General features: G+C 66.6%; 2 protein-coding genes. Both read left to right on the top strand.

The window, feature by feature from the left end:
• Positions 1–196: 196 nt before the first annotated feature.
• A complete protein-coding gene (gene istA / locus DC347_RS21250) occupies positions 197–1726 on the top strand; it encodes an IS21 family transposase (RefSeq protein WP_240617895.1) in 1530 nt (509 codons plus the stop codon).
• Positions 1723–2502: an IS21-like element helper ATPase IstB gene (gene istB / locus DC347_RS21245; RefSeq protein WP_109864394.1), complete on the top strand. Its 780-nt coding sequence runs from the start codon at positions 1723–1725 to the stop codon at positions 2500–2502. Before istA ends, istB begins: the two co-directional genes overlap by 4 nt.
• The last annotated feature ends 133 nt before the right edge of the window (positions 2503–2635 follow it).

The raw sequence follows: 2635 nt of genomic DNA, 5'->3' as shown, positions 1-2635 counted from the left end.
TGTTAGCGGCCATGAAAAACTGCCCGTAGGCGGCCACGAAAGTGCCCACTGACGGCCAGTAGAACTGCCCATCGGTGGCCATGAGATCTGCCCACTTCCTTACTTGTCCTGCCGCGTCTTAAGCGGCGGGGGCCTCTCCCCGGGATTTGATGACGGTGTCTAGTCGCATCGAATGTCGCCCAGGAAGAGGCCCTGTATGAAGTCTGACGGAGAAATCATGGAAATTCTTGCTGCCTACGATCTGACCGGATCGTTGCGTGCAACCGCGGAGCTGACGGGCTGTTCCCATCACACTGTTGCCAGGCATGTTGCGGCGCGGGACGCGGGCCGGCCGATCGCTGAACCGGCGCCCCGCCATCGTGTCACGGACACGTTCTTGCCCAAGATCGAGGAATGGGTCGAGACGTCCAAGGGCCGGATCCGCGCGGATAAAGCCCACGAGAAGCTGCTCGCTCTGGGTTATGTGGGGTCGGAGCGGTCTACCCGCCGGGCGATCGCGCAGGTGAAAGCGGCCTGGCGGTTGGGCCATGTGCGCGTGCACCGGCCTTGGATCGCGGAGCCGGGGATGTGGCTGCAGTACGACTTCGGTGACGGGCCGCGGATCGGCGGGGTGAAGACCATCCTGTTCGTGGCCTGGCTCGCGTTCTCGAGGTTCCGGATCGTGATCCCGCTGCGGGACCGGACCGCTCCGAGCGTCTTCGCCGCGCTGGACCGGTCCTTCCGGATCACAGGCGGTGCACCGACCTATGTCCTGACGGATAACGAGAAGACGGTGACCACCGCGCACGTGGCCGGGGTGCCGGTGCGGAACCAGCAGACCCTGGACTTCGCCCGGCATTACGGGGTGACCGTGCTGACCTGCCAGCCGGCCGATCCGGCCACGAAGGGTGGGGTCGAGGCGTCGGTGAAGCTGGCCAAGGCCGATCTGGTGCCGACCGATACGAATCTGCGGGCCGAGTACTCCACGTTCGCGGAGTTGGAGAAGGCGTGTGAGGTCTTCATGGACGAGGTGAATAACCGGGAGCACCGTGCCACGCGGCGTAAACCCGCTGCGGTGCTGGCAGAGGAGGCGCCCGGGTTGCATCGGGTCCCGGAGACTGCTCACACGGTCGCGTTTGGGCTCGCCCGCACGGTCCCGGAGAACACCCCGATGGTGACGTTCGAGAACGCGCAGTATTCCGTCCCGGCGCACTTGCTCGGGGCCAGGGTGTTCGTCCGCGTCCACGGCAGCGGCCCGGGCGAGCAGGTCATCATCGTCCATCACGGCCCCGGTGGTCCGGTTGAGGTCGCCCGGCACGAACGGGCAAGGCCCGGCAGCCCTGCCATCAACGATGAGCACTTCCCCGGGATCAGAACCCGGGTCCCGGGCGATTACACACCCAGAGCCCGCACCGCCGACGAAGCCGAATTCCTGGCCATCGGCGCCGGCGCGGCGACGTGGTTGGTCGAAGCCGCCGCGGCCGGGACGGGGAGGATGAACCTGAAAATGGCCGAGGCCGTGACCCTGGCCAAAATCGCCGGGACCAAGCAAGTGGACCGGGCCCTGGGCGACGCGGCACTCCATGGCCGCTTCGCCCACGGCGACCTGGCCTCGATCCTGAACGCGAACGTCAGACGCACCACCACCCACGCCGCGGACGAGACCCGCTCCCTGACCCAAGGCACCGGCGCGTGGGCAGGCCTGGGCGCAGCGCCCTTCAGCACCGCCAAGGAGCAGAACCGATGAGCCCCGTAAGCACCACCGCCCCGGCCCTCCCGTCCGAGCTCGAAGCGCTGATGCGGCAACTGAAGATGCCCCACGCCCGTGCCCTCGCACCGGAACTGATCGCGACCGCCCGCGCCCAACGCTGGGAGCCGGCCGAGATCATCAAGGCACTCTTCGCCGAAGAAGCCGCCGGCCGGGCCCGGTCCATGCTCGCCACCCGGCGCAAAGCAGCAGGCTTCCCGACCGGGAAAACCTTCGACGCCTGGGACCCCGCCGTCTCGTCCATCCCTAGCCCAACCCAGCAAGCCCTGCGCACCCTGGAATGGATCACCCGCAGGGAAAACCTCGTCGTCTGCGGACCCTCCGGCACCGGGAAAACGTTCTTCCTCGAAGCCCTCGGCCAGCAAGCCGTCGAAGCCGGCATGCGCGTGGCCTGGTTCAGACTCGAAGACCTCGGCGCCCTCATCCGCGCCCACCGCACCGACGACAGCGTCACCCGCGCCGTGACCAGAATCCTCCGCGCGGAACTCGTGGTGATCGATGACATCGGCCTGCTCCCGGTGGCCACAGACGCCGCTGAAGGACTTTACCGGGTAGTCGACGCCGCCTACGAAAAGCGCTCCGTCGCGATCAGCTCGAACCTTCACCCGGCAGGCTTCGACGAGCTCATGCCCAAAACCCTCGCCACGGCCACCGTTGACCGGCTCCTACACCACGCTCACGTCTGCCAAACCAACGGTGATTCCATCCGCCTCACCCAGGCCCTCGCCGGAAAAGGAGTCACCCAACTGAACTAACAAGACCCGACGATGGCCAACCCCGCCGAACCAAGCAGTGGGCAGATCTATTGGCCATCACCGGGCAGTTTTACTGGCCACCAGCGGGCACATCAACTGGCCGTCCGTGGGCAGAAACTAATGGCCATTGACA

The organism is Pseudarthrobacter sp. AG30 (assembly GCF_003116525.1).
Lineage (GTDB): Bacteria > Actinomycetota > Actinomycetes > Actinomycetales > Micrococcaceae > Arthrobacter.
Note: the sequence above shows the minus strand (reverse complement) of the source record. Positions and strands in the feature narration are given on the sequence as shown.

Excerpts from the sequence above, each read along its gene's own strand:
- istA (WP_240617895.1), top strand. The coding sequence starts at position 197 with ATGAAGTCTGACGGAGAAATCATGGAAATTCTTGCTGCCTACGATCTG.
- istB (WP_109864394.1), top strand. The coding sequence starts at position 1,723 with ATGAGCCCCGTAAGCACCACCGCCCCGGCCCTCCCGTCCGAGCTCGAA.